This window comes from Candidatus Neomarinimicrobiota bacterium, assembly GCA_030743815.1.
Classification (GTDB): domain Bacteria; phylum Fidelibacterota; class Marinisomatia; order Marinisomatales; family S15-B10; genus UBA2146.
This window is the reverse complement of sequence record JASLRT010000038.1, coordinates 1-24,627: the sequence shown is the minus strand read 5'-3', so window position 1 is coordinate 24,627 and position 24,627 is coordinate 1. Positions and strand designations below refer to the sequence as shown.

At 49.4% G+C, this 24,627-nt stretch carries 28 protein-coding genes; 12 read left to right on the top strand and 16 right to left on the bottom strand.

Features of this window, described 5'->3' with window-relative positions; translation table 11 throughout:
* From QF669_03685 to QF669_03655, 7 genes are all read right to left on the bottom strand, one after another.
* The coding region (locus QF669_03685) for a DMT family transporter (GenBank protein ID MDP6456545.1) at positions 1-567 on the bottom strand (567 nt) is incomplete at its 3' end.
* A gap of 126 nt (positions 568-693) precedes the next feature.
* Positions 694-2,142 (bottom strand): DASS family sodium-coupled anion symporter, encoded by a 1,449-nt coding sequence (locus QF669_03680; GenBank protein MDP6456544.1) that lies wholly within the window; start codon positions 2,140-2,142, stop codon positions 694-696.
* Positions 2,135-2,509 carry a cyclophilin-like fold protein gene (locus tag QF669_03675; protein ID MDP6456543.1) on the bottom strand — a complete coding sequence of 125 codons (375 nt, stop codon included), beginning with the start codon at positions 2,507-2,509 and terminating at the stop codon, positions 2,135-2,137. The genes QF669_03680 and QF669_03675 overlap by 8 nt, the downstream gene beginning before the upstream one ends.
* Positions 2,510-2,511: 2 nt before the next feature.
* Positions 2,512-3,132, bottom strand: a complete 621-nt coding sequence (locus tag QF669_03670) for a GyrI-like domain-containing protein (GenBank protein ID MDP6456542.1) — start codon at positions 3,130-3,132, stop codon at positions 2,512-2,514.
* Complete coding sequence (locus QF669_03665) at positions 3,129-3,290, bottom strand: hypothetical protein (GenBank protein ID MDP6456541.1); 162 nt, start codon at positions 3,288-3,290, stop codon at positions 3,129-3,131. The genes QF669_03670 and QF669_03665 overlap by 4 nt, the downstream gene beginning before the upstream one ends.
* A 67-nt stretch (positions 3,291-3,357) precedes the next feature.
* Positions 3,358-4,590: an ectonucleotide pyrophosphatase/phosphodiesterase gene (locus tag QF669_03660; protein ID MDP6456540.1), complete on the bottom strand. Its 1,233-nt coding sequence runs from the start codon at positions 4,588-4,590 to the stop codon at positions 3,358-3,360.
* 102 nt (positions 4,591-4,692) lie between these two features.
* Entirely contained in the window at positions 4,693-6,828 is a 2,136-nt protein-coding gene (locus QF669_03655; GenBank protein ID MDP6456539.1) for a DUF5916 domain-containing protein, read from the bottom strand.
* 216 nt (positions 6,829-7,044) lie between these two features.
* Between QF669_03655 and QF669_03650 the strand changes: the two genes are divergently transcribed.
* Positions 7,045-7,254, top strand: a complete 210-nt coding sequence (locus QF669_03650) for a hypothetical protein (GenBank protein ID MDP6456538.1) — start codon at positions 7,045-7,047, stop codon at positions 7,252-7,254.
* A gap of 61 nt (positions 7,255-7,315) precedes the next feature.
* On the opposite strand, the gene QF669_03645 is transcribed toward QF669_03650, so the two are convergent.
* The 4 genes from QF669_03645 to fabA form a co-directional block, all read right to left on the bottom strand.
* The gene (locus tag QF669_03645) at positions 7,316-7,807 is read right to left on the bottom strand and encodes a hypothetical protein (protein MDP6456537.1); all 492 of its coding nucleotides are present in this window, start codon (positions 7,805-7,807) and stop codon (positions 7,316-7,318) included.
* Between the two features lie 52 nt (positions 7,808-7,859).
* The gene (ychF, locus tag QF669_03640; GenBank protein ID MDP6456536.1) at positions 7,860-8,963 is read right to left on the bottom strand and encodes a redox-regulated ATPase YchF; all 1,104 of its coding nucleotides are present in this window, start codon (positions 8,961-8,963) and stop codon (positions 7,860-7,862) included.
* Between the two features lie 122 nt (positions 8,964-9,085).
* Positions 9,086-10,297, bottom strand: coding sequence for a beta-ketoacyl-ACP synthase I (gene fabB / locus QF669_03635; GenBank protein MDP6456535.1), 1,212 nt, complete (start codon positions 10,295-10,297; stop codon positions 9,086-9,088).
* Positions 10,298-10,301: 4 nt separating this feature from the next.
* On the bottom strand, positions 10,302-10,844 hold the full coding sequence (gene fabA, locus QF669_03630; protein ID MDP6456534.1) for a bifunctional 3-hydroxydecanoyl-ACP dehydratase/trans-2-decenoyl-ACP isomerase: 543 nt from the start codon (positions 10,842-10,844) through the stop codon (positions 10,302-10,304).
* A 281-nt stretch (positions 10,845-11,125) separates the two neighbouring features.
* Between fabA and QF669_03625 the strand changes: the two genes are divergently transcribed.
* The 4 genes from QF669_03625 to QF669_03610 all read left to right on the top strand — a co-directional run bounded on the left by QF669_03625 (position 11,126) and on the right by QF669_03610 (position 13,438).
* Positions 11,126-11,911, top strand: coding sequence for an SDR family oxidoreductase (locus tag QF669_03625; GenBank protein ID MDP6456533.1), 786 nt, complete (start codon positions 11,126-11,128; stop codon positions 11,909-11,911).
* 28 nt (positions 11,912-11,939) lie between these two features.
* Positions 11,940-12,143, top strand: coding sequence for a hypothetical protein (locus QF669_03620; GenBank protein ID MDP6456532.1), 204 nt, complete (start codon positions 11,940-11,942; stop codon positions 12,141-12,143).
* An 81-nt stretch (positions 12,144-12,224) separates the two neighbouring features.
* Positions 12,225-12,488 (top strand): hypothetical protein, encoded by a 264-nt coding sequence (locus tag QF669_03615; protein ID MDP6456531.1) that lies wholly within the window; start codon positions 12,225-12,227, stop codon positions 12,486-12,488.
* An 89-nt stretch (positions 12,489-12,577) separates the two neighbouring features.
* On the top strand, positions 12,578-13,438 hold the full coding sequence (locus QF669_03610) for a phosphatase PAP2 family protein (GenBank protein MDP6456530.1): 861 nt from the start codon (positions 12,578-12,580) through the stop codon (positions 13,436-13,438).
* Positions 13,439-13,449: 11 nt separating this feature from the next.
* On the opposite strand, the gene QF669_03605 is transcribed toward QF669_03610, so the two are convergent.
* The 3 genes from QF669_03605 to QF669_03595 all read right to left on the bottom strand — a co-directional run bounded on the left by QF669_03605 (position 13,450) and on the right by QF669_03595 (position 16,107).
* A complete protein-coding gene (locus QF669_03605; protein MDP6456529.1) occupies positions 13,450-13,830 on the bottom strand; it encodes a hypothetical protein in 381 nt (126 codons plus the stop codon).
* An 88-nt stretch (positions 13,831-13,918) separates the two neighbouring features.
* Positions 13,919-15,199, bottom strand: a complete 1,281-nt coding sequence (locus QF669_03600) for an MFS transporter (protein ID MDP6456528.1) — start codon at positions 15,197-15,199, stop codon at positions 13,919-13,921.
* 2 nt (positions 15,200-15,201) lie between these two features.
* Positions 15,202-16,107: a DMT family transporter gene (locus tag QF669_03595; GenBank protein ID MDP6456527.1), complete on the bottom strand. Its 906-nt coding sequence runs from the start codon at positions 16,105-16,107 to the stop codon at positions 15,202-15,204.
* Between the two features lie 134 nt (positions 16,108-16,241).
* On the opposite strand from QF669_03595, the gene QF669_03590 reads away from it, so the two are divergent.
* Positions 16,242-16,685, top strand: coding sequence for a DNA-3-methyladenine glycosylase I (locus QF669_03590; GenBank protein ID MDP6456526.1), 444 nt, complete (start codon positions 16,242-16,244; stop codon positions 16,683-16,685).
* A gap of 106 nt (positions 16,686-16,791) precedes the next feature.
* On the opposite strand, the gene QF669_03585 is transcribed toward QF669_03590, so the two are convergent.
* Positions 16,792-17,295 carry a hypothetical protein gene (locus QF669_03585; protein ID MDP6456525.1) on the bottom strand — a complete coding sequence of 168 codons (504 nt, stop codon included), beginning with the start codon at positions 17,293-17,295 and terminating at the stop codon, positions 16,792-16,794.
* 151 nt (positions 17,296-17,446) lie between these two features.
* Positions 17,447-18,682 carry a dicarboxylate/amino acid:cation symporter gene (locus QF669_03580; protein ID MDP6456524.1) on the bottom strand — a complete coding sequence of 412 codons (1,236 nt, stop codon included), beginning with the start codon at positions 18,680-18,682 and terminating at the stop codon, positions 17,447-17,449.
* Here QF669_03580 and QF669_03575 point away from each other — a divergent pair.
* The 6 genes from QF669_03575 to QF669_03550 form a co-directional block, all read left to right on the top strand.
* Complete coding sequence (locus QF669_03575) at positions 18,665-20,461, top strand: c-type cytochrome (protein ID MDP6456523.1); 1,797 nt, start codon at positions 18,665-18,667, stop codon at positions 20,459-20,461. The genes QF669_03580 and QF669_03575 overlap by 18 nt on opposite strands.
* Positions 20,462-20,727: 266 nt before the next feature.
* Entirely contained in the window at positions 20,728-21,324 is a 597-nt protein-coding gene (locus QF669_03570) for a TetR/AcrR family transcriptional regulator (GenBank protein ID MDP6456522.1), read from the top strand.
* A gap of 19 nt (positions 21,325-21,343) precedes the next feature.
* Positions 21,344-22,459, top strand: coding sequence for a saccharopine dehydrogenase NADP-binding domain-containing protein (locus QF669_03565; GenBank protein MDP6456521.1), 1,116 nt, complete (start codon positions 21,344-21,346; stop codon positions 22,457-22,459).
* A gap of 17 nt (positions 22,460-22,476) precedes the next feature.
* Positions 22,477-23,634, top strand: a complete 1,158-nt coding sequence (locus QF669_03560; GenBank protein MDP6456520.1) for a hypothetical protein — start codon at positions 22,477-22,479, stop codon at positions 23,632-23,634.
* A 10-nt stretch (positions 23,635-23,644) separates the two neighbouring features.
* Positions 23,645-24,358: an ABC transporter ATP-binding protein gene (locus QF669_03555; protein ID MDP6456519.1), complete on the top strand. Its 714-nt coding sequence runs from the start codon at positions 23,645-23,647 to the stop codon at positions 24,356-24,358.
* A gap of 2 nt (positions 24,359-24,360) precedes the next feature.
* A partial coding sequence (locus QF669_03550; GenBank protein ID MDP6456518.1) for an ABC transporter permease occupies positions 24,361-24,627 on the top strand: 267 nt, incomplete at its 3' end.

The window sequence follows — 24,627 nt, the reverse complement described above, 5'->3', positions numbered from 1 at the left end:
GGTCAGGAAGCTGAAAGAGAGGGTGGGGATATGAATCTTTGCCTTCGAGGTGGAGATAGTGAGGAATGCCCAGCTCACGGCACATAGGAGGAAGAGGAGATTCCCCGTTGCAAGGAGGCTGGCCAGATCTATCTCCCAGATCTTCAGAATAAGAGAGCCGCCGGTGAAACCGGCAATCAGACCGAGGATGTCCTTCCTGTACACCACTTGTTGAAAGAAGATCACAGTAAGAACAAATGTAAAGATGGGGTTCATGGTAGTAACAATGACTGCGCCCCTCCCCGCCAGTCCTACTTGAGTTCCCTGAAAGTAGAAATAGTTATAGAGTGTAAGGAAGCAGGCGCTTGCAATTACATAGCCGAAACTTCTCTTGTTGAGACGAGGTTTCTCCCTGGCCCAGATGAGAATCGGAATAAATGAGATAACGGCAATGATGAAGCGCCAGAACATAAGGACTGGCGGATCTGCGTACATTCCCAGGATCTTGGCGCAAGTCCACGACAGACCCCACAAGATCATGGCCAATAGTAGGAGGATGTATAGTTGAAGTCTTGAGGTTGAACTCACGCCGGTTTCGATCGGCGCTCGGAGACAATCCCCAACGTGAGAAAGTTGGCCATCAGTCCCCAGACGCCTGCATGGATGCCCCACGGTTTACTGCCGTTGTCTCGGTGAAATAGTTCGCTAGGGTATTTACCACCAGCCCAGAAGCTTCCAGTAGGGCAATCCCACACCCAGCCATACGACCAAATGGAAGAGTGAGACAATGAATCCGATCTTGAACCATCTGGCCACCGGCACGTACCCAAAGCCCGAGTAGATGACCACTGGCCCCGTTGAATAGTTGGTTAGACATCCGCACAAATTTGAAAAATAGGCGAGAAGCGCCACCATTAACAAAGGAGGAGCTCCAGCCGCAATTGCCAGAGCCAGAAAGGCCGCAACCATGGCGGCGATATGGCCGGTTAACATGGAGAAACCGTACATCGAGTAGAAATAGACCAAGGCCAAAGCCAGCGCTGTTGCCAAAGCTCCCATTCCAGAGACTTTCCCTTCCATTGAGTTGGTAAACCAAGCGATGAAACCATGTTCTTTGAGTAGGCCCGCCATGCACACCATGCCTCCCAACCAGATCATCGCATCCCACGCTTCCTTATTGCCGGTGATGTCATGCCATTTTTCCGTACCCGTTAGAAGCAAAACCATGACCCCGATGAGAGCCACAACTCCTGTGTGCATTCCATGAACTTTACCGGAGGCCCAAAGAACCAACATCATGACAAAAACTCCCATCATGATCTTTTCACCACGTGTCCAGGCCCCCATTTCAGACAGTTGTTCTCTTGCCTTGGTTTGAGCGGCTTTCGCATCCTGCAACTCCGGCTTGAGTAGCTTGAATAAAAACCACGGGAGCAGCAGCAAACTCGCCAAACCGGGAACAATACTGCCCTTGAGCCAGGTCATCCACCCAAACTCAATTGCTTTAGTAGAACCAGCCGCGGCTTCGGCAACCAAACCGTTGGCGGCCATGCCCGTTAAAAACATCGCAGCTGTAATCAGGTTCAAATGAGCTCCATTAAGCATGAGATATTCACCCGCACGCTTGGGTTGGTCTTCCGGCGAGGAACCCAATGCTCTCGCCAGGGAATTGACAATGGGCGCCATAATCCCTCCGCCACGGGCGGTATTGGATGGAATGGCGGGGCCAAGAATAAATTCAGCCGCGGCGGTGGCATAACCCAAGCCGAGAGTGGTTTTCCCAAACTTGACCACACATCCCAGCGCAATCCGCCTACCCAATCCGGTCCGAATCATGGCCCCGGCAATCAAAAATGCCGCCACCACCAACCACACGGTCGTGTTGCCATAGCCAGCCATGGCCGCCGCAAATGATTCTTTACCTGTTTCACCCAAAGTATTGGTGGCGGCCAAAACCACCAAAGCCAACAGCACCGCAGGCCCCATCGGAACAGGACGCAGGATAAAGCTCAAAATGGTGGCAAAGAAAACCGCGAAGACATGCCAACCAGTTACACCCAAACCTTGCGGGGGAGGCATCCACCAGAGAATGATCCCCACAGACAAACACAATCCTAATTTTGGATAGTGAATCTCTGGATCAGATTTTAACTGGTCAGCCATCGATGAGGCGAACGGAAATCGAGTCCCCGCTTTTCACGGAAGCGAGTGTCCGCGGGTCTCCGTCCAGTTCTCCCACTACGTTGCACGCCGCCGCCAGTCTGCACTCATCGCCTTCCGAAATCGGCGTTGGGCCGTAGGGAATAGCGAGGGAACTTCCCTCCACCCAGAAGCAGACCGTCCCGGGCGGAACCACCTGCTGGGCGTCCGGTTCCAGATCGGAATCGACAGGCATGGAAAAGTAGACCTCTTCTCCCCAAATGTTGGCTCTTGAGGTACACGGCATTGCTTTGAGCAGTGCCCGGCTGGTAGATGTATCCTTCAATATGGCAGTGGCTTTGCCGGAAGGCCACTCTATCTTGATGTGCATCGTTATGCCTCTCTCACGGGGTGACGGATGACCGTTCGCAGGTTTTCTGGTTTCGTCCGGCGGGGATCGCCGAGATAGATTTCGTGGTGCTTCTTGTGAAATTTGTAACCCTGTTCCTCTACGAATCGGTGAAGCTTCTCGATGGTTGGTCCTTCTTCGGCGTACGGGCCTATGTGCATTATCTGCGCTGAGAGACCTTCGTCGTGCATCTCGAACCGCATCTGCTCCAGCGCCGGAGGATCCTTCTTTTCCTTCAGTTGGTCCATGGCCGTGGTCAGATGCTCGGTCGTGATATGATCCGGCTGCAAAATCATGGATGTCCACGACCAGTTATCTTTGTCCTCCGGGTCGAAATCTTCACGGCCTTCCATCCACCAAAGCCCTTCTAACGGCATCACCGTGAAGTCGGGCCCGACTCCCCTCTTCTTGAGATCGAACTTCAGGGTGTACGCCACGCCGTAGAGAGCCTCCAGCGCCTGCCGATAGCTCTCTGACGTGTTTGGGTCTCCTTTTCCATCAATCATCAAGAAGTTCATCGGAGGGACATCTACTAAAACTACTTCCTTCTTTGACGGGGAGTAGAGGTGTTTCAGTTTTTTCTTCAGGTCGAGTTTAGCCGTCATTTTTTGTAGCCGTACAGCCAGCGGTTTGTGGTGGCGCCGGTGTTTCGGACGGAGTGACTGACACCCCCGAGGAGATTGACAGTCTTGATAGTGAGGTCCTCTTTCAGAAGGCTGACGGCCTCATCTCCAGCGGTCATCCAGTCAATTGAATCATTCATAGGGCGTTCTCACTCACCGTGGTTTGGAGCGGAAGTTAGGAAATCTGAGACCCAAATGCAGTTATCTCTAATCCCGGAGAACGATGAGGACTGAGTCAAGCTTCCCATCATTCTCCGCCGGGATGAGCCCTAGGACGTGGCACATCAGTTCGTAGAGATGGAGATTCTGGAACGCCTCAACCGTCACGTTTTCCTTGAAGGCAGATCCGTGAGCGATGAATATGCCGTGCATCGATTTGTACGCGGGATCGTAGCCGTGGCCCCCGCCTGTATACCAGTTTGGTTGAGAGTCGAATTGGTCGTGCGTGGTGACAGACCACCCCTCATCAGAAATCCCGATAATTGAAGGAATTCTCCGGTGCTCCCGGTAGTGAAGGTGTTCGGGCATCTCTTCCTTCTTGTACACGTGGAAGTTTTCATGCACATCCTTCAACGTATCGTAGATTAGGTCCGCCTTACCTTCGTCGGGCCGGATGGCTGTAACGGGAGACCAGTCCACGATGGTTGCATCGTCTAGACTGATGTAGTCGTCCAGGAAGATTATTTGGTCTCGACTCAACTGCACCATGCCGTGATCGGAGGTGATAATTATATTGACCTTGTCATCCATTTCACGTTTCTGGAGGCCTTCTAATAGTTGACCGATCCTATCGTCCATTTCAACAATCGCTGATTTCATTTCAGTCGATTCCGGTCCGTAGGCGTGTCCCCAGCTGTCGAGATCGCTGAAGTAGACAGTGAGAAAAGTCGGCCGCTTTTTCTGAGGATAATCGAGCCAATCAAGGACCTGTTCCACGCGGTCTTCGTTAGGAATAGAACCGTCATAGATATAATACTCGTCTGGCCGGAGGCCCATGATCTCCGCTTCGGAGGCGGGCCAGAACATCGTCATGGCGATCTGATTCTGCTTCGCCGCCGTGACCCAGATGGGTTCGCCGTCATACCACCTTCCGTCTTGTACCGGTTCGCTACCCTGACCAATATAATACCAGTCGTCAAACTCAGGATCATACATGTTGTTACTGACGATGCCGTGGTTTTCAGGATAGAGGCCGGTGACGATGGTGAGGTGATTTGGAAAAGTCTTGGTGAGAAAGACAGGAATGAGTGCCTCCGCCTTTACGCCGTGTTCCACAAGATAGTCGAGGTTCGGAGTGTTTGTCCGCTCCATGTAGTCCCACCGGAAACCGTCCATGGAGATAAGAAGAACAGTGGGCGCTAGATTCTTGAGCCCAGCATCATCTTCACACCCCGGTAGAATTAAGAGAAGCGGTAGGACGAAACGAAAAAGAAATTTCATTTTACTTTTCAGGAGAACGTCAGGATTACCACTGTTGCAAGGAAGTATAACTATATCCGCTGATACTTTCAATGAGGACTTAGATAAAATTGCAAAAGGAAACTAGAACCGGTGAGTGTAGTTGACCTTTACAGAACTTGCTCTGGAAACAGTCTCCAGATCAAAATCAAGAAGGCCTTCACTATAGCTCTGCCAGTTATGAGTATATACCAAGTACAGATCACTTCCAGGACGGATAGTGTGTCTCAATTTTGCAAACAGTCCAAGCATGTTTGAGATATCATCGTACTGGAGATTGCTGTAAAAAGCTGTTCTTGGTGTGGGATAAACGCCAAAAGTGAGCCGATATAGGTTTGTATCAAAACCACCCGCTGAGAGTGACACTGAATTGTATTCAAAATCGCCTTGTATATTAAAACCCGGCAATGGCTTAAAGGAAAGTTCTCCCTTGTAAGTTTGTTTATTTCCTGTCCAGAATTCACCTGCTGAGTAGGACAATTCAGCAGAAACTTTCCTTTTCTCAGATGTTTCACCGGAGATATAGAAACCGTTGGTAACGTAGTCACCAACAGTGATTAAGTTGCCATCAATTATTTCAAAATCTTCATCCAGATACTCCTTTAGGTTCACAGCCTTGGCAGACAATTTATCCGCGCTCTCAAAGTTGAGTTCGAAAAGAGTAAATTTCGTTTCACGTTTCAAGAGCTTGCTGTCTAAGTCAGTCATGTACTCAAATGCAATTCCGAATTCCATCTGTCTGATCAATTCCCAGTTTTCCGGCCGTGGACGATAGTTCACAGTCGGCTGAACTCGCTTAAAACCGTTCCTAGTGTTGAAACCGACAGCAGGATCAAACTCTTCCCCGAATTCACGGTAGGACACGTGGGCTTCCCACAAGTCGTTTGGATAAGTGAGTCGAATGCCCCGAGTTGATAAATCGCTCACTGTTGCATCCGGTTTATCGGTAGGTGAAGAATGCCCTACAAAAAAGGCCTGGAACTGAAGATTTTTGTCACCCTTAAATCGGGACGTGGAAAGGTCGAGATCGATACCCAGAAGATCCTGGTCTCGATAAACAGAATCGGAATCAGCTGAACGCCCAGTATAAACAAGACCGAGGTAAGATTCTCTGAAGAGAGACCTTTTAACGCGCGCAACATTAAAATTCTCGGCAGGAATGTTGCCGAGGCTTTCCGTCTTTGCATTGATCATGCCGATCTCATAGTCGCCAACCTGCCCCGTTAGCCGTCCGCCATAAGCAATGGGGATTTGGCTTTCTTCAGATATTCCGATCCGTCTGCTGAAAAACGGTGTCACGCCGTTACGATTGGAAAATGAATAGACCCCAGACCCCTCAAGAAAAAAGCCCCGTTTTTCCCGGAATATTAACGGGAACCGGGTCAGGTTCACGCGCCTCTCATCAACTTCTGCCTCTGCAAAATCAGTATTGTAAGTAAATGAACCTCTTAGACCTGATGTAATATTGTAAGACAAGTCAAAGCCTGCATCATAGGGATTTGCAGGAACTCCATCGGAACTCCATTGCTCTTTGACAATACCATAGGGCTTCACTTCCAAACCTTTACCCTGAGTGAGATTTTTTAGTCCTGTGACACGGCCTGCATGAATAGGTTCTGTGAGATTCTGGTTTCGCCTGTAACCGCTCCACCGTGCGTCTTCATTTTTCCTCCGAATGGTCCTCTGAAAGTTTATGCCCCATGTATCAAGTTCCGGATCAAAGTTAAGTGTCCGGAACGGAATAACGATCTCAGCTGACCACCCTTCATCATCGATGACGACCCTTACATCCCAAATCCCATCCCACGACTTGTTCACATTCCAGTGACCACCGGACCCAAGTATTCCATCACCTAACAACCCGGCAGGATTTATTTCAAAAAAATAGCCAGTCCGCCCATCCAGAAAGGTATCTAGAATGAGCATGAAGCGGTCATCAGTGACGAGCCATGCATCACGCCGTTTTTGGTAAGCAAGAATTCCCGAGGGATCACTGTCGTACAATTTGGCACCGATGTAAAGGTTGTCTTCGTTATAAATAACATAAATTTCGGATTTCTCTGTGCAAGCCTCCCCCTCGTTAGGGTCCTCCTGAATGAAACCCGTTGCAGGTGTAACAGATCGCCAAACTTCCTCATCAAGTACACCATCAAGCTTTATCTCAAATGTTCCTATGTCCCGCGTTTCGATGACAGGTTTCTCCTTTTGAGTCTGCGTCATTTGGGCTGTTGCTAAAGACGGCACACAAACAACTACAAGAAGTTGATTTATATATCTTTTATTCATTTTTAACTCAGGAAACGGGTCATCAATCTAGCTTGTAAGCAATGGAATAGAAACACACTAATGCTCTCTTCAGATTGAAACTTCCGTATGATTGTCGTATCATTAGACTCGTGTTTTCCCTAAACCTTTATAATTAAAATGAGGTCAATCATGCTGAAAAACCCTCTATTTGTCTTATGCATCGGTTTCATGGGTGCCACAATACTGTTCGGTGAAAAGCTGTACGAGTTAACAGTGGCGAAGATTATGCAGGATCCAAAATGGATCGGGATCTCTCCTTCAAATGTTCACTGGTCTGAAGATGGAAAATGGATTTACTTCAACTGGAACCCTGACGGAGCCATAAGTGATTTTCTTTGATCTCTCCCTCTGCAAATTCTATCATAAAACCTTGGAATGGGAGTGACTATAGTTGTAGATCTTAATCGGGTGACCTGTCTGTGCCAACCCCCGTCATCTCCAGAATGATGGCGGTGTTCTCCTTAAAACAAGCGTGCTGGACGGTCAGTGTCTTGACGAAATGCAGCATCGTTGCGAGAAACAAGACGCCGTGGCCCCAGTCAGGCACGAATCCCGTATCTACAGCCCCTCCGATAATAAACAGTGCCATAACGAGTAGTACGTTGAGGAGGGTTGGTGAGTACAGTTTCCGCTTGAGGGCGACGGAGCGCTGGTGAAATTCGGGGCCGGCCTTTCCGTCTTGAACGTACTCCTTGATGCTCACTCCGGTGCCCACAAAAAAGAACATGACTAGAACTTCGGTAAAGAGGTAGATCATGGCGGTCAGGAGAGCGAAAGTGGGGTGGTTTGCACCGAGAACGGGGAATCCGAAATAGCCTTGCAAGCCAGCAGTAAGTAACGACAGGAATGAAACTGCTGACAGGACGTAGATGGTGATCATGAAGAAATACATAATTTCTAATATAGTGTTAACCTTTTCGAATGTTCATTGCTTAGACACTTTCTCACACCTTGAACCTGAATTTGACCACATCACCATCCTGAATAGTGTAATCTTTCCCGTGTGTGCTGATCAGGCCGTGTTCTCGCACTGCCGCCTCTGAACCGTGCGTGAAGAGGTCATCGCACCGGTAGACGTCTGCCTTGATGAATCCTTTCTCGAAATCGGTGTGTATGACACCGGCCGCTTCAGGGGCGTTTGTTCCGTTTGGCGCCGTCCATGCTTGGACGTGGTCCGACTCAGTGGTAAAAAAGGTAATCAAATTCAGTAGTCCGTATGTTTGATGCACAAGCGCTTCTAATCCGCTCTCTTGGAGCTGCCATTCATTCATGAAGAACGTACGCTCTTCCTCATTTTGTAGGAATGACAGTTCGTGTTCCAGTGCCGCGCTGAGGATAAGGACCAGCTCGCTCGTCTCTTTTCCCCACGCCAGTAACTCCCCTGCGGCAGTACCGGAATGGTGAGCTGTTATATCCTCTTCGTTCACGTTGCCGACGTATAGCGAAGGTTTATCAGTGAGAAGGAAGAGATCACGGAAGACCTCTTTATCTTCCTTACTCAGAGAAAGACTCTTCGCCGTCCGCCCCTGATCCAGATTGGATTGAAGCCTCTCCAACACCTCTTGCTCCTTCGTGGCCGCCTTATCGCCAACTCTGACTTTCTTCGCCACTTTCTCAAGCCTGTTCGTCACCGTTTCCAAATCCTTAAGGATGAGTTCCGTTTCGATAATCTCGATGTCTCTCACTGGGTCGAGAGTCTGTGAAATGTGAGTGACGTTCTCACTTTCGAAGCAGCGGATCAGATGAACAATAGCGTCCGCCTCCCGTATCTGCGCCAGAAACTGATTGCCCAGTCCCTCTCCATGGTGTGATCCTTTGATGAGCCCGGCAATGTCCACAATCTTCAATGTTGTTGGTATCTTCTTCTCCGGTTGTAGCGTTTCGGAGAGCGTGTCAAGACGCACATCCGGCACTGCAACGACGCCCGTGTTGGGGTCAACCGTTGTGAAGGGGTAAATGTCTGTGTGAACTTGAGTGCGAGTGAGAGCCGAAAATAGTGTGGATTTACCGACGTTCGGCAGGCCGACGATGCCGCAATTTAAAGCCATAATTCAGTATTAAAGTTTTAGCGCATGCAAGTGCGAGGCTCTTCGGGTAACAGAGTGTAAAGTGTCAGTGGAATTTTAGTTGACGAACAGTCAGCCAAAGAGTCGTCGCAAGATTCGCACACTTACGTTTTGCTGAAAACTAAGCTGCAGTTGGTACCGCCGAAGCCGAAGCTGTTGGACATTATATTCTGGAGTTGCACATCCTCTCTCAGCTCAAGAACTATGGGATACCCTTCAGCATCAGGGTCGAGGTTTTCGACGTTCACTGATGGGCAAATGAAATCGTGTTCCATCATGAGGATAGAGTAGATGGCTTCGTTAACGCTGGCGGCGCCGAGGGCGTGGCCCGTCAGAGACTTCGTGGAACTGATGGCAGGAATCTGTGAATCGAATACGTTTCGTATCGCTTCCAGCTCCGTAATGTCCCCTGCCGGTGTGCTGGTGCCATGGGTGTTGAGATAATCAATGGAACCTTCAACTTTTCTGAGCGCCATTTCCATGCATCGCTCCGCCCCTTCTCCTGAGGGACGGACCATATCGGCTCCATCCGACGAAACGCCATATCCCGTCAGTTCGCAGTAGATTCTTGCACCTCTCGCTCTTGCCCGCTCATATTCCTCAAGAACAATTGTTCCCCCTCCGCCTGAGACAACGAATCCATCCCTGTCTTTATCGTATGTACGACTGGCTCTGTCAGGCCGGTCGTTATAGTTGGATGAGAGAGCGCCCATAGCATCAAAGGCGATGGAGATTATCCAGGTTACTTCATCACCAGCGCCCACAAACATCAGGTCCTGTTCTCCTGCCTGGATCAGCTGGTACGCATTGCCGAGGCAGTGTCCACTGGTGGCGCAGGCTGAACTGATTGTATAGTTGTAGCCCTTAATTTTGAATGCGGTAGCGAGGTTGGCTGCATTGCAGCTGGACATTATTTTGGGAACGTTGAACGGCCCCACCCGCTTGGCTCCCCGCTGGCGCAACGTGTCTGCCATGTCAACAATGGGCATCCCGCTGGCGACGCCTGAACCCATGATGAGACCGATGGAAGGGTCTGAGATTTCTTCCGCCGTCAGATTCGCATCTTCAAGCGCTTCCGCCATGGCGATATAGTTGTAGGCTGAGGCGTCACCCATGAAACGGAGCAATTTGCGCGGAACGAGTTCCTGCAGGTTAGCGTCAACCGATCCGCTCACATGGGAGCGGAAACCAAAATCGGCTTGTTCTTGATTGAAAACAATTCCGCTTTTCTGCGTTTTGAGGGCATCCAGCACTTCTTGGCAGTTGTTACCAATGCTGGAAACAATACCCATGCCGGTAACAACGACTCTTCTCATGATTTTAGAAAGGCTCCTCCTGGCCTTCAGGCGGGGGATAAGTGAGATTATCGAAAAGTCCCACTTTAAGATTCTTTGCGAAATAGATGGCTTTCCCAGTCACTTCCATGGTGGCATCTGCCAGGGCCATGATGATCGGTTTTTTGATGACGCGGCGGATATCAAGACGGTAAATAACTTTGTCATGATGGGGACGAATCTGCCCCTTGAACTTTACTTCACCACAGCCGAGTGCTCGCCCGCGGCCCTCGCCACCGATCCACGTGAGAAAAAATCCGGTCAGTTGCCACAGAGCGTCGAGACCGAGACAGCCAGGCATGACAGGGTCGTCCTTAAAATGACAGTTGAAGAACCACTGTGAAGGTTTTACATCCATCTCTGCAATAATCAAGCCTCTGTTAAACTTTCCGCCATTTTCAGATATCTTCTTGATTCTGTCCACCATCAACATGGGCGGCAGGGGGAGTTTGGCGTTGGCAAAACCAAAGAGCTTTCCCTTTGCACCTTCAAGCAGATCTTTTTTCGAATAGCTGGTCTTGCGCTTCATAAGTTATCCTCACTTTGATAATTCTTGAGAGTAAGGCTGTTTGAGTATGCGAATGTCGTTACCCTCTAATTAATAAAATTAAGCATGGATGAACATCTTTCCACGAGGGAAATCGAATGCCATCGCATTGCCAGATCTGTCCAAAACAATTGATTTACACCAGATATTAAACTGTTTTTTATGTTGGAATAATTACGTTTTACCTGCGCTCGCTTACCCCTTTGAGGCAGAACAATTTTGGGATAAATTTGATCTTCTTAAGCAGAGAAAGGAATTAAGATATGGATGATTGGGTTTTAATCCTGGGATGTTCAGCCGGGCACGGTGGTGCCTCCACTAGAAAACTTGCACAAAACGGTTATGGTATCATCGGCTTTCATTTCGACAGGGGAAAAATCAAGAAAGAAGCTGAAGCATTCTGTGAGGAATTAAACGGTCTGAACGGCGGCAGAACGAACTTCTTTAATAAGAATGCCGCCGCTCCAGAGGTGATGGACGAATTTATCCCAAAGATACAGGAAATTACGGGAGGCAGACCCCTCAAACTTTTGCTCCATTCCATTGCTTTTGGAACGACCACAAACTTCTTTGGCGATAAACCGGTAACACAGAAACAGATGGAAATGACAGTGCATGTCATGGGCACTTCGCTCCTCTACTGGGTCCAGAAGCTGTATGACGCTGGATTACTGGCGGAAGGATCTCGAATAATAGGACTGACGTCTGAAGGAAACTATCTCGCCATGGAGGGGTACGGTCCTGTGAGCGTGGCAAAAGTGGCACTTGAGAGCATTACCCGTCAGATTGGCTGGGAGCTCGGGCAGTATGGTATTACAGCTAATTGTATTCAGGCGGGAGTAACGCCGACTCGCGCTTTGACCAAGATTTCAGAAAACTGGGAAGAGTGGGTAGAAAAAACACAAGTCCGCAATCCCATGCGGCGGACGACTCAGCCCGAGGATGTTGCCAATGTTGTCTGTCTCATGCTGCAGCCGGAGGCCGACTTCATCAACTGTTCCATCATATATAATGATGGCGGGGAGCATCGCTCGGGGATTTTTGGCTGATTATCTATTGCCTCTCAGTCGTGTGTATTTGAAGCGGACAAATCATATTTTCTTCTTTTCTGTCCTGTTGCTGTTGTCGGCATGTAGCAAGCCTGACGGGCCGGAAAAGGTTACACTCACCGATTTCGCTCTGAAAGACATCAACCCCCGATCAGTAACATATGGGGAATTCATCGGTCCGTCATATTACGAGGGGAACGTCTCGGCTTACTATTTTGGTGATGCAGGGTGAGGTATCTGCCAGCGCCGGTTCGGTGTCCTAAATGATCTTTACAATCAGCTCATAACAGAGGGGGTATACGATGTCAAGATTATGGGTATTAACGCTGTTGCTTTCGCAGAGCATGGTCATGGAGGGATGATCGGAGGGCGGGTGCTTCCGTGGGCTCAGGATAAAGAGGAGGAAAACGTCTGGGAGTCGTGGCAGGTGGAAATCAGAGACTTTTTTGTGCTGGATGCTACGGGACAATTCTTCGATATAATAAATCTTACTCTCTTTGATCCTGATCCTTCTTACGGGGGTGGCATCAATTATCAGATTCTCAAATCAATGTTGATGGATGCCCGGGGGCCGTGACTCCATTGGGAGATTAGATTTCACTCCGCCCACTGTCCGGTTTGCAATCATATGGTAAGTAGGCGGCCCTTTGCAGGTGAAAGACCGATATGCAGACAATAGAATTCCTGCAGCAGTTAGATCATCCAGTCGTCTATTGGTTAATGCGGTTCTTCTCCTTTCTCGGGGATGAGCCTTTCTATTTTCTTCTCCTTCCCATCGTACTCTGGAGCTGGGGCGGCCGTCGCACAATGCCTCTTGTGATCATCCTTTTGGGAAGCATCTACTTCAACTTTGTCCTTAAAGGGTTGTTTGGGCTGCAGAGGCCGCAAGGAGGAGTAGCTCTCATCGATACCGCCGGCTTCGGTTTTCCCAGCGGTCACGCTCAGCATGCGGTCGTCCTGTGGGGATACTTCGCCTGGACAATAAGAAAAAATTTTGGGGCAGCCATTATTCTCATGTTCTTCATCGGCTTGTCCCGTATTTACTTGGGCGTTCACTTTCTGTCTGATGTAGTAGGCGGATGGTCGATAGGACTTCTCTGGCTCGTTTGTGGACTGGCTGTGATGCGACGCATACAGGGGAAGAAGACCGTTGCCCCGGTAGTCCCAACCGTGGGGCTAGTATTCATGTTCACCCTCTGGATGGTGCTGTTCCACCCAGCGAAACAGTCCATGATGGTGTCTGGCGCCCTGTTCGGTCTTGTCAGCGGGGCGGTGCTGGAAAGAAGGTTAGTTAACTACTACCCCACGGCTTCCACGGAGAGACAGGTGGTGAGAATCGTCTTAGGAATAATTAGTGTCGTACTGCTGAAAGTCGGTCTTAACGTTCTAATATCGGCGCTCCCTGTTTATCATTACATCCAGTATGCCGTGCTGGGGATGTGGATATCGCTGGTGGTACCTTATCTATTCGTCAGGACAGACGTAGCTAGAGTGAGTCCGGAAGCAAGTAATATCGATTTGAAGTAGAGAGAAGGGAGTTAGGAACTGGTTTCGATATCGAGCCGCTCAAGGCTGCGCCGCTTTTTGAGGAGCTCCACCATCTCATAATTATCCTTTGTAGGCCAGATGTCGAAAGTCATCTCTGCCTCTTTAAGGGCATGTTCGTACCACCCCTTTTTGGAATAGGATATGGCGAGGTTGTAGTGGGCCTTCATTACTGTGTTCAACTCTTCCCGGCTCAGGTCTGTCGTTTCTGGTGAATGGAGGCGTATTACCTCTCGATATTCAAGGATGGCATCATCGACCAGCCCCTTCTGATAATACCAGTTTCCGAGTTTGAGATGACGTTCTGGATCCTCTTCGCACGAAACGGCAAAGAAAGCGAGGACTGAAATTATGATGACGATTCGAAACTTCATCTATATCTATACAATATTCCCGTTCCATGAATTTAATGAGTCACTTTCAAAATATCATAGACAAAATTGGCGTTAATCATTTGCTGTGCTACATAAGTGTTTCCGCTGACGGGAAATGAGTTCTGAACACCTTTGGTTCTTCGGTAAAGAGTGCGAGAAAGATTGTCCCGGCAAGGATGAAGAGCCCCAATCCCATCAAGACGAGCGGTGTCCCGTAAACAGGAATGAGCAGGCCGACAATGATGATGAATAGTAGCACAAATGGAGCTGTAAGACTGTCGATGAGGGCGAAGTAGACCTTCTTGTCTCCTTCCTCACCGGCGAATTCGTACACGAGACTCATAGCGGAAGTCAGAAATCCACCTTGACCTAAGCCGAGGAAAATGAAGATCAGGTAGGTCTGTAACATTGTTGTGGCAGAGAGGGCAGTGACAAGGGCAGCCAGATAGGAAGTAAAGACCAGGACCATTGCATGTTTATGGCCGAACTGGTCCCCAATCTTGCCGGCAGCGAAACTTGCTATTCCTGACATAGCCACAGTAATGGCGGTGAATGTGCCTGCTTCACTAATGTCGAAACCGAGCTTGTCGCGGCTGTAGACAGCGTAAAGAGAGATTGCCGGGTAGTTCGCCGTCAGGAGTATTCGGCTTGCAATGTAACGGCGAAAATTTTTGTCATTGATGATAATCGTGCGAATCTCGCTGATAAAATCGCTGAAGTTCCGGCTAGTCTCCTTTTTTTTGCGCTTGCGCGTAGTGTAAGGTATAAACATCAATGTGGCCCCCAGGATGCAGGCCGAATAGATAAGGAAACCGAAGCCAAAGTTGTTTGGGAAAGGTGTGGTATCAAGAAGCCGCCTGACTATCAGTCCTCCCGCAAATCCCGCGCCGCTGGTGAAAGCGAATGAAATGCCGAAGAACGATCCACGCCTTTCCGGGATGTGAACTGTTTCTAGAAAATCTGCCCATATGGGAAAGACGATTCCAACTCCTAATGTGTAGAAAATATAGCAGACATAATAGATAATCCAGGCACTGGGTCCAGACGGAGCGATGAATGCGAAGATAAATCCCACTACGAACATGGGTGGAATCAGCAGGCTGTTGACCGTCATAACCGCCAGTTTGACGTTCCGCGTACGCCTGCTGAGGAAGGCAGTCACAATTTGGGGCATGGCAGTAAAGGCGGTAAAGACTCCCACAACTGAACCGATAATGATGGTGGGCGCCCCCAGTTCACTCAGAAAGAGGGGCACTACGGCGTAGATAGAGTGGAAGGCGACGCCGAATCCCCAAAACGATTCGTGCATAGAATTGAAGATGAGGTTGTTGCGATGATGGCGAGGAGTCAGGGAGTCTATAGCCGGCATTTTCAGGAGTTTTTACTGTTTTGGGAAAGAAGAACTGATGCCGCGACAAGGAGAATTCCCCCGATCATCTGAGAAGGTGCCAGAAGCCTGCCTCGTATAAGCCAGTCGATCAAAACGGCGGAAAGAGGCCAGAACAGTTCATAAATAGTAGCATGGGTGGCTGGAATGTGTTTGAGTCCGTAGTAATATATGAAAAGGGCTACGCTGCCTGTGGAGAGGGCAATCGCAAGGATGAAGAGCCACTCATTTCCCGAGAGAGCCGTCGGATCGGGCCTGTCAGGCAGGGCGAAGAAAATGGCGCCGGCCACGATGGATGTAACCCATAGACGCAAGGAAGTCAGGGTGAAAAACGAAAGGTGCCCAAGGGCGTGCTTGCCCAGGACTGTCGAACTACCCCAGGCGAACGCTGCGCACAACGCCATAAGGGATGCAATGAGTGTAGCATCATTTGCTGAGAACGTTGGCATACCGTTACCGAAAGTGACCAGGTAACCGCCCACGACGGCTATGGCGGCATAAGTGAGATACTGTCTGGTAAGCGGTTCCCGCAGGATTACCGCTGCCAGGGCGATGGCAAAGAGGGGCTGAAACTTCTGCAACAGCACCACTACTGATAGATCGATGAAGCCGATGTAGCTCAGCGCTTTCGTATAGAAGAATGTGCCGATAATCCCGCCGAAAACGGCAACCCACATTACTGAAATCCAAACACGCTGAGAGAGATTTTTGATCTCAGCCCATCCCTTGATTAAGAACGGAATAAAGAGTATCGCCCCTATGATATGCTCAAGGAGAATGACAAGGAAAGAGGAAACAGAAGCCAGATTTTGCCTCAGCAGACCGTCAAAGCTCCAGAGAACAGCGGCTGTAACGACCGCTAAAGGGGGAAGATACTTGAGCGTTTTCATTGCAGCAAATTTACCATATCTTCCTTGCAGGGCAAGATGCTATCTCGCCATCGTCTGGTGATAGCACAGTCATCTAATCGCAAGATAATCTTGCGCTACTCACAGTGTGAATGACAGGTAAAGGAGGGCAGTAAATGCCAGCTGTTTACGAGATACCACCGAGAAAAACACCCGGCTCAGATGACGAATACTTGGAGCAGATGGCCAAGGCTATCTTCCAGGCCGGCTTCAGCTGGTCAGTGATTAGGAACAAGTGGGAGAACTTTAAGAAGGCTTTTGACTGCTTCAGCATTGAAAAAGTAGCTGCTTATGGCTTAGACGACCTTGAGCGATTGGTCAGTGACACAGGTATCGTCCGCAACCGTCAGAAGATCGCCGCCACAGTGGAAAACGCTGGGTGTATGAAGGAGTTCATCGGAGAGCATGGTTCTTTCAAGGCTTACCTTGATTCGCTGGAAGAGGACTACTATGATCGGGCGGGGGAACTAACGCGCCGATTCAAGCACTTGGGCAGAACTGGCGTCTTCGTCTTTCTTTATTGCGTAAATGAAGAAGTGCCGGAATGGGAAGACAGGTGAGACTATCGCCACATCGCTCACCACTCACCAATAACCAGTGGAAAGAATCCTTCTGATCGGCTGAGACCCTCGCATAGTTAGCCGTCAGTTCACGCCTGGCATGTCACTAGTCTGCGAGCTCAGCTAACAGCTTCCGTCCCCTAGACTGCATAGCCGGACTTCCGGTTTCCGTCAGCTTTCTGAGGAGCGGGACCACCTTACGTTTCACTGTTTCATCCTGCCTTGCCAGATCAGCCAGCGCCTGCATGGCAAATGTTTTTACAATGCTGCTTTTGTCTTGCAGATACTCGTGGAGAATCGCCGCAACCTTCCCCCTTTCTACCTTTGTTAGCTCCAGACAGGAAAACATTTGCGCCACATGCCAGCGAACCTCCTGTTGCTCGATTTTCGCTACTTCATCAATCAGGCGCTTCTTGAAGGGTTGGAGCAAATTGGCGCGTTGTCTGGCGATTTTCTCCATAGCATCGGCGGCTCTCATGCGGATAACGGGATCGTCGTGGAGCATCCCATTGAAGAGAATGGCGAAGAGGTCAGGATTCTTCAGAACATCTTCAACGACTTCTTCCGATCTGCCCTTGGAGCGGAGGTCTCCGCCTTGGAGTTTTTTCAAGATTCTGTGCATTTCTAATGCTGAAACCTGACAGGCTCTCCATGAAGCCAACCTGTCAGGTCTGATTGTTACTCAGGATTCAAAATAATATCAACCAAATCTTGAAATGTGCTGTTCTTAACAGTAAAAGTGGCAAGGCAGGGGTAGAGAGCTAGATGTTCCGATACAGGTCTGTTTCTCCTTCAGACTTGGCCACGACGACGGTACCGACGCTGTCGCTGGTTACATTCACTACGGTGCGGTACATGTCGAGGGGTCTGTCAACAGCCAGCATGGTGCCCACCAGTAAAGCGGCAGTGGGATGGTCCCCGAGCCCCACAGCATTGAGGACGATGAAGATCATGACCAGTCCTGCTGAGGGGACGGCTGCGGCGCCAACAGAAGCCAAAAAGGCGGTAATGACTACTACCACCTGAGCAGAGAAAGAAAGATCAATCCCAGGGATAGCCTGCGTGATGAAGAGAACACCGGCACACTCATACAGGGCCGTTCCATCCATATTGATGGTGGCTCCCAGGGGGAGGACGAAACTGGTAACCCTGTTTGAGACGCCTACATTATTCTCTATGCAGTCCATTGTTACCGGCAGTGTTGCCCCTGAGGAACTGGTGGAGAAAGCCGTGGCCATGGCGGACATTAGAGCGCGGCCGTGTTTCAGCGGACTCTCCCTTGTGAACAGGAATAACAGTAAGGGAAGGACAATAACAAGGTGAAGCGTCAGACCTAAAGCGATGGTAATCATGTACATCCCCACAGCTTTGAACAGTTCAAAGCCAGCTGTGGCAACGGCACTTGAGATTAGGCCGAAGACGCCGATAGGGGCCAGTCTGATGATGGCGTGGGTCAACTTCATCATGGCCTGGAAACTGTTATCGAATAAATTCACCAAGAAGTCGTGAGGCTTGCCCTTGAGTTGTGTTATGGCAAAACCGAAGATTATAGAGAAAAAGATCAGTCCAAGAATATCCCCATCCGCCGCTGCTTTTACCGGGTTCGTCGGGATCATCCTGATGAGAATGCTTCCCAGAGAATCTGGCTGTTGAAGTTGAGATAGGTCGAACTCTTCCACTGTATCGGGGACTTTGGCACCGACACCGGGTTGAATGATGTTGGTAAGGACGAGACCGATAAGAATGGCGATCATAGAACTCATGAAATAGTAACCGAACGTTTTGAGCCCCACTCTGCCCAACGTCTTGGGATCGCCCAGACCGGCAACACCGGAAGTGATGGAAGTGAGAATCAGCGGCACGATGATCATCTTCAGAAGCCGCATGAAAATTGTTCCCAACGGTGCGGCAATGAGCGCCTTCTCACCAAGAACGAGAGCAAAAGTGGCTCCCAGTGCCATGGCGATGAAAATTTGCCAGTGGAGTTTGAGTTTCATAACGCGCCGAATTTAGTCAGTGAAGATGCCAATGCCAACCACCTTGTCCAGACGCAACAAGCGATAATCAGCATAGTGCAATTGGACAGTCAGTTTATTAATTTCATCAATCAGTTTCACACTTCTCTTATCTCCATGATGCGCAGACTCTGGAACATTCTTATCTTCCTTTTCTTCTGTAGCTTCGCAATGCTACAGGCTGCCGGTGAAGCAGATTCCCTTTTGCGCGAGCTCGGTTGCGGTAATTGCCATAACGGTGTCATCTCTACCGTGGCGATGGAGGTGAAGGCGCCCAACCTGAGCTTTGCCGGCGCCAAGTACCCCTCCGCCTATCTCTTTTCTTATCTACAGAAGCCTGTCCGCGTGCGGCACAATATCGGCGCGACACGAATGCCCAACTTCGCCTTTGATGTGAGAGAAAGCCTTGCCCTGACGCTCTTTCTGTCTGAACTGAGGGAGCTGCCAGAAAGTGTTTCACTTAGAGGTAAAGCGAAAGGTGCGGCACATACTTCTCCTGAAATTCATGAGATTATTACGCGTGAACTGCAGTGTACTAAGTGTCATATTGTGGCGGGTGAAGGCTCGAATCGTACGACAGACCTGGCGACAGTCGGGTATCGCCTGCAACGGGACTGGCTCACTCTATATCTGTTGAATCCGGCACCGTTTGAAGATACTGACGCCGGCATGCCGCGCTTTTTCTTTGACGCTGAGGCGGAAGATGCATCCGTGCACGGTCTCATCTCAGATGCAGAAGAGATGGCGGCATCTATTGTGGACTATCTTTCTGCTATGGGCAGAAGTGAGTTACAGGAACTAGAAGTACGGTTTTCGGCAGCCAGACAGACTTATCCAGATGTAACAGCAGAGATGGGTAGACGAATACTTCTATCTCAGAATTGTCTCGCCTGTCACCGGCTGGATGGAGTTGAACCGTGGTTCGAGCGCAATGGCCCTGATCTCTCCATAGAATCGCAGCGGGTTCAGCCGCGGTGGCTGCACAACTATTTCAGTGAAACACATGCAGTTAGGCCTTTCGGTTACTTCCCCGGCTCTGGAAGCCGCATGCCGGATTTCGATCTGACTGAGAGAGAAGTCGAGATTCTTACCGAACATTTTTTCGGGAGCAGTCGAGGATCGAACCAGAGGGAATCCGAACGACTTTCTTCCTACGCGATGAGGAAAGCTGAATCGCTGTTGCGTGATAAACTGTCGTGTCTCGGCTGCCACCGATTGGGGGATGAGGGCGGGCATATCGGCCCCGATCTGGGCAGTGTCAGCCAAAGGTTGAACGGACCGTTTGTTGATATGATGATCCAGCATCCGCGGGAGATTGTGCCGGCGTCTATCATGCCCAAGAGTGCCTTACAGCCTAAGAGAGCCATTCTCATCGGTAACTTCCTCAAACAGGCGAATGTGGAAACAACTCCGCCAGCCTATCTGTCGCTGATCGATCACACACCATTTAATCCCAAGATGAAGGGGACGGGAAGCTTATACCGGGAGTACTGCTCAGTCTGTCATGGACTTGACGGCAGCGGTAACGGCTATAATGCGCAATACATGCCTGCCGCACCGGTATCACATTCCGATGCATCACTAATGAGCCAGCGGGCGGATGATACGCTCTATGACGGCATTAACGGTGGTGGCGTGATCTTAGGAAAGCATCATTTTATGCCGCCGTGGGGGGAAACGCTGTCACCCCATGAAATCCGCAACCTCGTAGCTGAGATCCGTAGGCTCTGCCGGTGTGAAGGCCCGGCCTGGTCTCGCTAGCGCAAACCGTGAACATCAGTTCTCAGTGTCGCTACATTAGTATGACAGTAATCCGTTTTCAGTTGCTCGTGGTCGTCTCTCTTCTTGATGTGGGGAATAGTCAATCGATGCTGCGGGAGCTGAGAGCCTACCTCAAAGAATGACCGCCGGTACTACGAATAACTGAACCTTCTCCGGCAAGTCTGTGAGCAAGTTCTGTTTGCTTTGAGTGTTTCTGAGGTGTAAGTTATGACTGACCAGTCGGTCGGTCAAAGTAGTTTAAGGCGATGACCCAAAACAAGAGAACACAAATCATCAAGGCAGCCATCGAAGTTTTCGCCCGCAAAGGTCTTGAGCGGGGCAAGATCGCTGATGTGGCAAAAGAGGCGGGAATCGGTAAGGGGACGGTTTACGAGTATTTCCGCAGCAAGGAAGAAATATTCTCAGCTATTGAAGATTCCGTGATGGGTGAGATGATGTTGCAGATTGACGAGCTATTGGGTTTGTCCATTTCGCCGGCAGAGAAACTGACAAAACTGATGAATGAGGGATTTGACACCGTGCTGGAGATGGGCGACGCCGTCTTGATCTTGACCGAATTGTGGGCGCACGGTGCAAGGGGACACTGGCACGATGAAGGTCAGGCTACTCTGGCTCGGATGTATGAAGATTTCAGAGGCAAGATTAAGATGATTCTCCAAGCGGGAGAAGAGAGGGGTGAATTTAGAAAGATGAACAAGGACGGCGTTGCAACTCTGCTGCTGGCATTCATGGATGGTCTGGCGTGGCAGTACATGGTTTTGAAGGATCACGCCATGTTTCAAAAGGCCAAGAAAGAAGCCGTTGAGTCCTTCATGCGAGGAATACAGTATAAGGAAATATAAAATCTAAGGAGATTATCAGATGGAAAAACGAATGTTAATCATCGGCGGCTCTGGCAATACAGGTATCAAGATTGCAGAACTGTTGCTGAAGCATACGGAAAGCAGAGTGACACTGGCGGCGAGGAACGAGGACAAGCTGGTGGGCGCTACCGCTACGTTGGGTGAAAGATTGTCAACCGACAAAGTTTCGTGGACCAGAGTTGACGCTTCTGATGTGGGTAGTCTGAATCAAGCGTTCTCAGAAGTCGATTTCGTGGTGTCTGCTGCCAGTACTGCCCAGTATACGCGGGAGATTGCGGAAGCAGCCATACAGGCACGGATAGACTATCTCGACGTTCAGTACTCAAACATAAAGGTGAAAATACTGAAGTCCATGATTGATGAAATCAAGGAGTCCGGATGCTGTTTTATCAGTGAAGGTGGTTTCCATCCCGGGCTCCCGGCGGCGCTGGTGCGTTATGCCGACATGCAAATGGATGAACTGGAATCAGCTATCACAGCCGGAGTCATCAGCTCAGACTGGAGTAACTATTCTGTAACTGAAGCTACTAAAGTGGAATTAATTCAAGAGTTGACTGATTATGAACTGTTGTTCCTGAAGAACGGGAGTTGGGAAAACCCAGGTTTCTGGTCAATGCGCGATTTTCCTTCCATCGACTTTGGAGAACCGGCGGGAAAAAGAATGTGCACCCCCATATTTTTTGAGGAGCTTCGCGATTTACCCGGACAGATACCATCCTTGAAGAATACGGGCTTTTACATCGCCGGATTCGGTTGGTTTGCGGATTATATCGTCATGCCGGTTGTGTTTCTTATGATGAAATTCTTCCCGAACGTCATGGCAAAACCGATGGGTAGTTTATTCGTTTGGGCATGGAAAACGTCATCCAAACCACCATATTACACAATGATGAAGCTGGAAGCTGCCGGGAAAAAAGACGGGCAGGAATCAGAAATTGTAGTGACACTCCAACATGAAGATGCATACTGGTTCACCGTCATCCCGGTGATGGCGTGCCTGTTTCAGTATCTTGACGGGACCATCCGCAAACCTGGGCTGCACTGGATGGGACAATTGGTGGAACCGGTTCGGTTGATGGAGGATATGAAAAATCTGGGAATTGCCATCAATTAGCTGAAAGTTATTCTTAAATGAACCAGAATTGTTATCCCTGTTCTTACGATTTTGAGCAGCGAGGAAAGAGTGCAGGTCAACATTTGATCCTTGTCTTGTGCTGGTTCTGTTTCACCGTGATAACAATAGGTCAAACATTTTCAGCCAAAGGCCAATTATGGGGCGGTGGCATACTTGGCGATGATCCGGCGGAGGGACGTTCTTCTGTTGAGACCCAACTAGGTTACATTCCGACAATCTCTTTCTATCGCCCCTTGAATGATGAACGGCTACTGGATATGGAATGGGCTTATCGCGTCAGCAGGGCTTACTCGGGGGAGGCTCTCCTGGCCCGTGCTGAAAAGCCTTATCGTGGGTGGATAAGATATTCAACTCAGCGGGTGGAGGCCCGTCTTGGTCTGCAGAAGATTGCATTTGGCCCGGCCCAGTTCCTGCGGCCCACGTCTTGGTTTGACACCATCGATCTTCGGGATCCCACGGGCCAGACCGATGGAGTGGAAGCGTTCAGGCTGAGACTATTCCCTTCTAGATCGGTAGCACTCTGGAGCTGGATTATTAACAGTGAAAAGGACACCCTCTCTTATGGTGGACGGATGGAACTGTCCACCACCTCAGGCGAGTGGGGCATGACCTTCCATCAGGATCCGTTAATAAGTCCTCAGCAAGTGGGGCTTTTCCCTGTGGTCATGCCCGGCCCCCACAAACGGGCCGCCTTGGATTACCGTTATGATGGTTTTATAGGTTTTTGGTTTGAAGGGGCGACACTTTTTTCTGACAAAGATAATTTTTCCGGTTATAACCGGTATGCTCTGGCCACTCTGGGCGGTGATTTTACAATCCCTCTATTCACCGGTATCCTCATCATGAGCGAATCCATGTATATCCGTTCGTCGCAGAATAATTCTGATACTGATGACCAAACATACAGTTTTTTCATGGCAAGTATGCCTCTGGGTATTTTACATCAGCTTATGGCCATCACTTATATAGACTGGACAAGTGAGAGAATGTTCCACTTTTTCAGATGGGGTATTACTTATGATAATCTCAGTGTAAATTTATTATTGTCAGCGAACCCAAAAAGGGTCGAATATGATGTGCCGGATGAGTATCTTCCGCGCAGTCTGGCCGGTTTTGGGAACGGTTTACAGCTCATGCTTATCTACAACCATTAGGAAGGAAAAGATGGAAAACAACTCTGTCATCACAATACGTAACCTTGTAAAGCGTTTTCCGGTAGGTACTGATTTTTTCACCGCTCTGAAAGGTGTGAACCTGACCCTGAACACAGGGGAATTTATGGGTCTGGTTGGGCCCTCTGGCTCAGGCAAAACGACACTACTTAATATTATTGGTGGCCTTGATTCAGCAAGTGAAGGTGAAGTGGCTGTTCTGGGTAAATCATTGGCTAATACTTCCCACGCTGAGCGGGCCCGCCTGCGCCGTACACATATGGGTTTTATCTTTCAACATTATAATCTTCTTCCTGTCTACACCGTTTTTGAGAATGTTGAACTGCCTCTGATCTTGAACAAGGTGGATCCCAAGGAACGGGCAAATACAGTCACCCAGGCTATAGAATGGGTTGGCCTGAGTGATAAGCGTGATTCCCGCCCGGCAATGCTCAGCGGAGGTGAATGCCAGCGGACAGCAATTGCCAGGGCCATTGTTCACCGTCCGGCACTTGTTCTGGCAGATGAGCCCACGGCCAATTTGGATGCCGAGAATTCGCATCATATCATGGAGATTATGGTGGGTTTAAATAAAGAACTTACCACCACTTTCGTTTTTGCCACCCATGATGAAAAGATCATGGCCTACCTGTGGCGCATTATTCATCTGGATGACGGTCAAATAATAGAAGATAAAAAAATCGATAATCCACAAGTAGGTGAATAGGGATGCTTTTTAAAATTGCACTGAAAAACCTACTGGGTGCCAGGCTGCGCACCGTTCTGAATGTTCTTGTAACCGCTTTTTCATTTTTCCTGATCTTGTTTATGTCGGCCATGTACGATGGCATGCTGCAACACGCCAAACAGGTTACAATGGATACAGAGATCGCCGGTGGAGCCTACTGGCACCCGGAATATGACCCACTGGATCCCATGAAATTTGAAGATGCACATTCTGCTTTGCCTGCAGAAATACAATCTCTGGTGGATCAA